Raw genomic sequence first — 5741 nt, forward strand, 5'->3', positions numbered from 1 at the left:
GGTCCGTGGCGGCGAGCGGGGGGTGCGGGAGGCGATGACCGTGATCGGCGGAGACGTGGCGGAGGGGGTCGCGGTCGAGACCGCGGTCGCGAACGCCGGCGAGCGGCTCGACGGCGCGACCGGCGAGGTGTTCGAGCGCGCCGGTCGGCGGAGCGACACGCTGCGCGTCGGCGTCCGCGAGGCGTTTCTCGGACAGGGCGGGCCGGCCGCGGACGTGCCGTCGTCCCGGGTTCGCGGGGCGATCGCGCTGCTCTCCGTCGCCGCGCGGGAGGGGCGTCCCGCCGGCGACGTCCTGTTGGAGCTCGCCGACCAGCTGGAGTCACTACGGGAACTCGAACGCGACGCGCGCCGCCAGCTCGCGACCGTGACGGGGACGCTCTCGAACACCGCGGCGGTGTTCGCGCCGCTCGTGGGTGGAGCGACCGTCGCGCTCGCGACCGGGATCGACGCCGCCGATGTCGGGAGCCTGGGAGCCGGAGCGGCAGCGGGCGCCGACGCGCTCGGCGGAGGCGGACTGGGCGCGGAGAGCGGAGTGGCCGCTGGCGGGAGCGGGGCGGCGAGCGACGGCGCGAGGACCGGCGGAACGGCTGCCCTGTCGGTGCCGGTGCTCGGACGGATCGTGGGGACGTACGTGCTGTTGCTCGCCGCCCTCCTCACCGGGCTGGCGACCGGACTGGAGCGCGGATTCGACCGGACGTTGGTGGCCTATCGGGTCGGGATCGCGCTGCCGACGGCGACGGCCACGTTCCTCGTCGCGTTCGCCGGCGCCGGACTCCTGTTCTGAGCCCGATCGGTGGGGCAGTCGGCCCTCGATCGACCGCGACGCTCGGGGCCGATCGTTTATGTATGAAAGCGCGGCCAGCCGCGCCATGTTCGAGACGCACCTCGACGCCACGTACGCGTGGCTCGGTCTGGCCGTCGTGAGCGTCGCGGCCGTCGGCGTGGCCGCCGCGTTCCCGGCGTCGCCGCCGCCGGACGCGGACGGCGTCGCGCGCACCGTCGATTCGGTCGCGGACGGGTCGTACCCGGCGACGGCGGAACACGGTATCGCGGCGGACAGACTCCGGCTCGCGGAGGGATCCGTCTCGCTTAGAGACGAGGGAGGGACGGCGCGGGCGACGCTCGATGCCCCGCGGATCACCCCGGTCGTCCGACCGGCAGCGGGGGTGACGCCGGGCGTGGCGACGGACGCCCGGCTTCGGCGCGTCCTCGACGGCGCCCCTCCGGACGCAGCGTTCGACGATCCGGCGTCGTTCGCGGCGGCCGCCGAGCGTGCGCGAGCGGCGGACGCGAGGTGGACGACCGCACCGAGGCGGATAACAGTCCGGCGCGTACACTACGGTGACGTCCGGGTCACGCTGGTCGGGTGATCCCGCGTGTCGCGTGACTCCACGGAATCCGGCGCGTCGGCGACTCGGAACGGGCCGAGCGCGGCGTTCCCGACCGCCGACCGTGCCGCCGTCGAGCCGATCGCCGCGCTCGTCGCGGTGGTGGTCGTCGGACTCGCGTTGGGGCTATACGCCGGCGCCTTCGCGGACGCGGCGCCGGACGACCGTCGGTCGGCCGCGAAGTCGGCACTGGACCGGGTCGAGGGGAGGGTCACCGTCGGCGGCGTCCTCGACCCGGACCGGATGCGGCGGGTCGAAGCGCCGGGGACCGCGATCGCGATCGAACTGGAGGCGGACGGCGAGCGGTGGTTGGCCGCGTCGGGGCCGGACGCGCCGGGACCGCCGGGAGTCCGGACCCCGGAAGCGGTCGCGGTCGCCGAGCGACGGGTGACGGTCCGCGTGGCGCCGGGCCGTAACGTCCGCGGAACGCTCCGGGCGGTGGTGTGGCGGTGACCAGCACCGTCCTCGACGTGACCGTGCTGCTGCTTTGCGTCTCCGCGAGCGTCGTCGCGCTCGGCGCGAGCGACGCCGGCGGCCCCGACGGCCCGACCGCGACCGACGCCGCCGACCGGCTCGTCACCGAGACCGAGACCGTGGCGTATCCCGACGAGGGCGCGCCGAACGACACCCGACGAATCCACGCGACGCGCGCGGAGTTGCTCGCGCTGGTCGCCGAACGAGTCGGTGACGGGGGCACGAAAACGGCGTTCGACCGCCGCGCGATCGACGCGGTTCACACCGGGATCGGTCCGCGGACGCGCGTCGACGTTGCCCTCGACGGGCCGACGCGGACGGCGGAGAGAGTGGGTGGGGTGCCGGAGCGATACCGGGCGCCTGGCGCGTCTCGAACGACGGAACCGGCGGCCGACTCGTCCGGATCGACCGCGGACGAGACCCGACGGGTGGTCGCCGTCGGATCGGAACCGCCGCGAGACGCCACCGTCGGGGTCGCGGTCGTCAGACAGCCGCTTCCGGCAGGAGTCGACGGCGGTGGGGAATCGGACCGACGCGGAGCGGGTGCTACGGTCCGGATCGTCGTTCGGAGGTGGTGAGCGTGAAGGGCAGCGACTCCGGTCGGGCGGGTTCCGGCCGACGGAGCCGGACGTTCGCGGTCGACGAGCGGGCGCGAGTCCCGTTCGCGCTGGTCGGCGTGCTACTGCTCGTGACGAGTTCGGCGTACGCCGCCGGACTCGCCGAGCAGGGGCTCGTCGGCGAGGACCGCCGCGTCGAACGCGCCGTCGAGCGAGTCGACGCCGACGCCACCGCCGCGCTCAGGAGCGCGGCCCGGGAGGCCGCCCACGAGGCGGCGGAGCCGGTGACGCGGCCACCGAGTGGACCGGGAGCGGCGGCCGAGGCCGTCCGGGAGGGATCGGCCTTCGAGGACGCGTTCCGGATCCGACTCGCGGTCGCCGGATCGGAGGCGCTGGGTGCCGTCGAGAGCGACATCGGCACCGTGACGGCGACCGCGTCGCTACCGGCCGTCGAGTCGCCGAGCGACCTCGTCGCCGCGCGCGAGCGGGTCCGCGTCGAGCGGGTCGCCAACGGGACCGCGACGCGAGTGACGTTCGAGGGCGTCGCGACGACCGCAACCCGGAACGGGCGAACCGTCGTGAACCGGACGCGGTCCCGAACGGTCACGGTCGCGGTGCCGACGTTGGCCGCTCACGAGCGGACCGAGCGGTTCGAGCGCCGACTCAACCGCGGTCCGGTCGAGGGGCCCGGACTCGGGCGACAGGTCACGGCCAGCCTCTACGCGATGGCGTGGGCCCGGGGGTACGGCCAGTACGCCGGCGCACCGGTCGAGAACGTGGTCGCGAACCGCCACGTGGAGCTGTCGACGAACGCCGGGATCGTCCGCGTCCAGCGGGATGTGTTCGGAACGAGCGATCCCGACGCCCGCGGCGGCGTCGCGCGAGCGACCGCCCGGACCGGTGTGACCGACCTGCTGTCGCCGACCGGCGTCGACGAAGCCTCCTGGACGGACGCCGTCCTCGGAGCGCCGACGCCGACGGCGGAGACCGAGAGAGAGCGGACGGCCTCGGACGGGAACGCGGCGACGAGCGAGGACGCGGCGTTCGACTCGGCCACGGATCCGACGAGCGAGACGGCGTCGGTCGAGGTCGGGCACGCGGCCGACCGCGCCGCGACCCGCGTCCACGACGACCTCGAATCGATCGTGCGGGCGAGCCACCGAGTCGAGGCGACCCTAGAGGCGGAGGCGACGCGGGTCGTCGAGGGCGGTCCCGTGAGCCCGGGTCGTCCCCGGTCGCAGCTCGGAGAGCCCTGGCGGCGGGTCGACACGTCGCGGACGGAGCGCGTCCGCGTCGCCGACGGGAGCGACCTCCGAACGGGAACCGACGGCGAGACGGTGTCGGCCGGCGAGTCGGTGTCGTTCGGCGGCGCGACTCGGGAGGTCGTCGTCGAGCGCGCAGCGACAGCGACGTGGGAGCGACGGGTCGTCGAACGGGGACCGAACGGAACGGTACAGGACGTGAGCGTCGACCGCGCCGTGACGAGCGACGAGGCGACGGACCGGTACCGCGTCCGCGTGTCGGTGACCGGGACGTACGCGCCGCGCGACGACGCCCCCGACGGGCCGACGGCGACGTTCGGCGCCGCCGACCGGGACGTTGCCGGGCCCGACCTCGCCGACACGCCGGCGGCCGCGAGGGCAGAGCTGAACGTCGAGACGGCGGGCGACGTCGATCGGCTGGCTCGCGACGCCGTCGAACGGGGCGACGAGAGGCGGTCGACGGTCGTGTACGGCGACCGATCGGGCGCCGACCTAGACCGGATCGCGGCGGACATCTCGACGCTGTCGGAGCGCGTCCGCGACCTGGAGACCGAGGCGTCGATGGCCGACGCCGCGGTCGGCGAGTCGACGCCGTACGGCGATCTCGCCGCGGCCGTGCGCGATCGGCGCGACGCGCTACGCGACGCCCCGAGGCGGTACGACGGCGCGGTCGACCGGGGGCGCGTCGCCGCCCGCGTCGCGTATCTCGACGCCGTGATCGGGGAGCTCGAATCGGCGTCGGACGACAGGAAGGCGGCGTCTAACGGAGTTCTCGACCGCGTGAACGACGCGTTCGGTGGACCGCCCGTGGGCGAGGTGATCGCCAGCCGCGAGGCCGCACGCGACCCGGGGACCTACGCGGTCGGCGACGAGGGGCCCGCCGGCGCCGTCACATTCGCTCCGGAGGGGTCGCCGGGGTATCTCCCGCGGACCGCGGTCGACGGCGAGCGCGTGGAAGGCGTCGACGGCACGACCACGAGGCCGCTCGCGGCTCGAAACGTGAACTACGCCACGCTCCCGTACAGCGACGTCTCCGGCGGGATCGCCGACCGGATTCTCGGCACCGACGACACGGTCCGTCTCGGCGTCGCCGGGCGATCGCTCCTCGCGGCCGACGAGGCCCTCGCGGCGGCCGACGACGACGACCTACGGGCCGACCGAAACGCGCTCGCCGGACGGGTTGACGCCTCGCTGGGACGCGTCGACGACGCGTTACAAGACCGGCTCGCGAAACGGACCGACCTCTCGCGCGAGCAGCGGAACGCGGTCGTGGAGAGCGTCGCGTCCGAGTACGATTCGCTCGGCGACAGGGCCGTCGCGGTCGGCGACGGCGAGTACCCGAACCGCGTCGCGAGCGAGGCGGCCCGGGTCGGGTCGCTGTCGAGGGCCGAACGGCTCGGCCTCGCGGCGCACCTCCGGGTGGAGACGCGGAAGGCGGCGGGACGGGACGCGGTCCGCGTCCCGGCTCGCTTCGTCGACGCGACGACGACGGCGTCCCGGACGATTCGTCGAGACAGAGTCGAGTCGAGGATCGAGTCCCGCGCCCGGAAGGCGGTCGCGTCGGTGCCGGACGAGCGGGTGCCGAAGCCCGTTCGGAGCGTCGGCGCGGGACTCCCCGTCGCGCCGGTCCCCGGGTACTGGGTGGCGACGGTCAACGCGTGGAACGTTCAGGTGCGCGGAGAGTACCCGCGCTTCGCGCTTCGTGCGAACGTCGGGACGCCCGACCGCCCGTTCGAGTACGTCCGGGAAGCCGACGAGGTCAGCGTCGATGTGAACGGCGAGTCGGTCGCGCTCGGCGCGACGGAGCCGGTCGCGTTCGAGACGCGGACGGTCGTCGTCGTCGCGGTCCCCGCCGGGCCGCCGGGCGTCGGCGACGTCGACGGGACGCGCGAGGAGACGTCCGGCGGCTGGCCGTGTCCGGGATCGCTGAGCGCGTCGCCCGGAGAGGGGGACGAGTGTACGGAGCCTTGAGGGATGGAGGGAGAACGCGGGCGGCGAAGCGCCGGGACGCGGCCGACCGCAGGCGTTTTGCGACGGCGCGACCCAGAGGGAGTATGTTC

Annotated in this window: 4 protein-coding genes and 1 pseudogene; all 5 read left to right on the forward strand. The window is 74.9% G+C overall.

All coding sequences use genetic code 11. The annotated features are described in order from the left end of the window. Positions 1 to 784 (forward strand): annotated as a pseudogene (locus B9G49_RS15395) (type II secretion system F family protein); the annotation flags it as partial. An 85-nt stretch (positions 785 to 869) separates the two neighbouring features. Beyond that, complete coding sequence (locus B9G49_RS15400) at positions 870 to 1370, forward strand: hypothetical protein (protein WP_086216956.1); 501 nt, start codon at positions 870 to 872, stop codon at positions 1368 to 1370. Positions 1371 to 1376: 6 nt separating this feature from the next. Next, a complete protein-coding gene (locus B9G49_RS15405; protein WP_049931732.1) occupies positions 1377 to 1841 on the forward strand; it encodes a hypothetical protein in 465 nt (154 codons plus the stop codon). Continuing rightward, on the forward strand, positions 1832 to 2440 hold the full coding sequence (locus B9G49_RS15410; protein WP_086216957.1) for a hypothetical protein: 609 nt from the start codon (positions 1832 to 1834) through the stop codon (positions 2438 to 2440). The genes B9G49_RS15405 and B9G49_RS15410 overlap by 10 nt, the downstream gene beginning before the upstream one ends. Next, positions 2434 to 5652 (forward strand): hypothetical protein, encoded by a 3219-nt coding sequence (locus B9G49_RS15415; protein ID WP_086216958.1) that lies wholly within the window; start codon positions 2434 to 2436, stop codon positions 5650 to 5652. The genes B9G49_RS15410 and B9G49_RS15415 overlap by 7 nt, the downstream gene beginning before the upstream one ends. The last annotated feature ends 89 nt before the right edge of the window (positions 5653 to 5741 follow it).

Origin of the sequence: Halorubrum sp. SD683 (assembly GCF_002135045.1) — an archaeon.
In the GTDB taxonomy this organism is placed as follows: Archaea; Halobacteriota; Halobacteria; order Halobacteriales; family Haloferacaceae; genus Halorubrum; species Halorubrum ezzemoulense.

Excerpts from the sequence above, each read along its gene's own strand:
- B9G49_RS15400 (WP_086216956.1), top strand. The coding sequence starts at position 870 with ATGTTCGAGACGCACCTCGACGCCACGTACGCGTGGCTCGGTCTGGCC.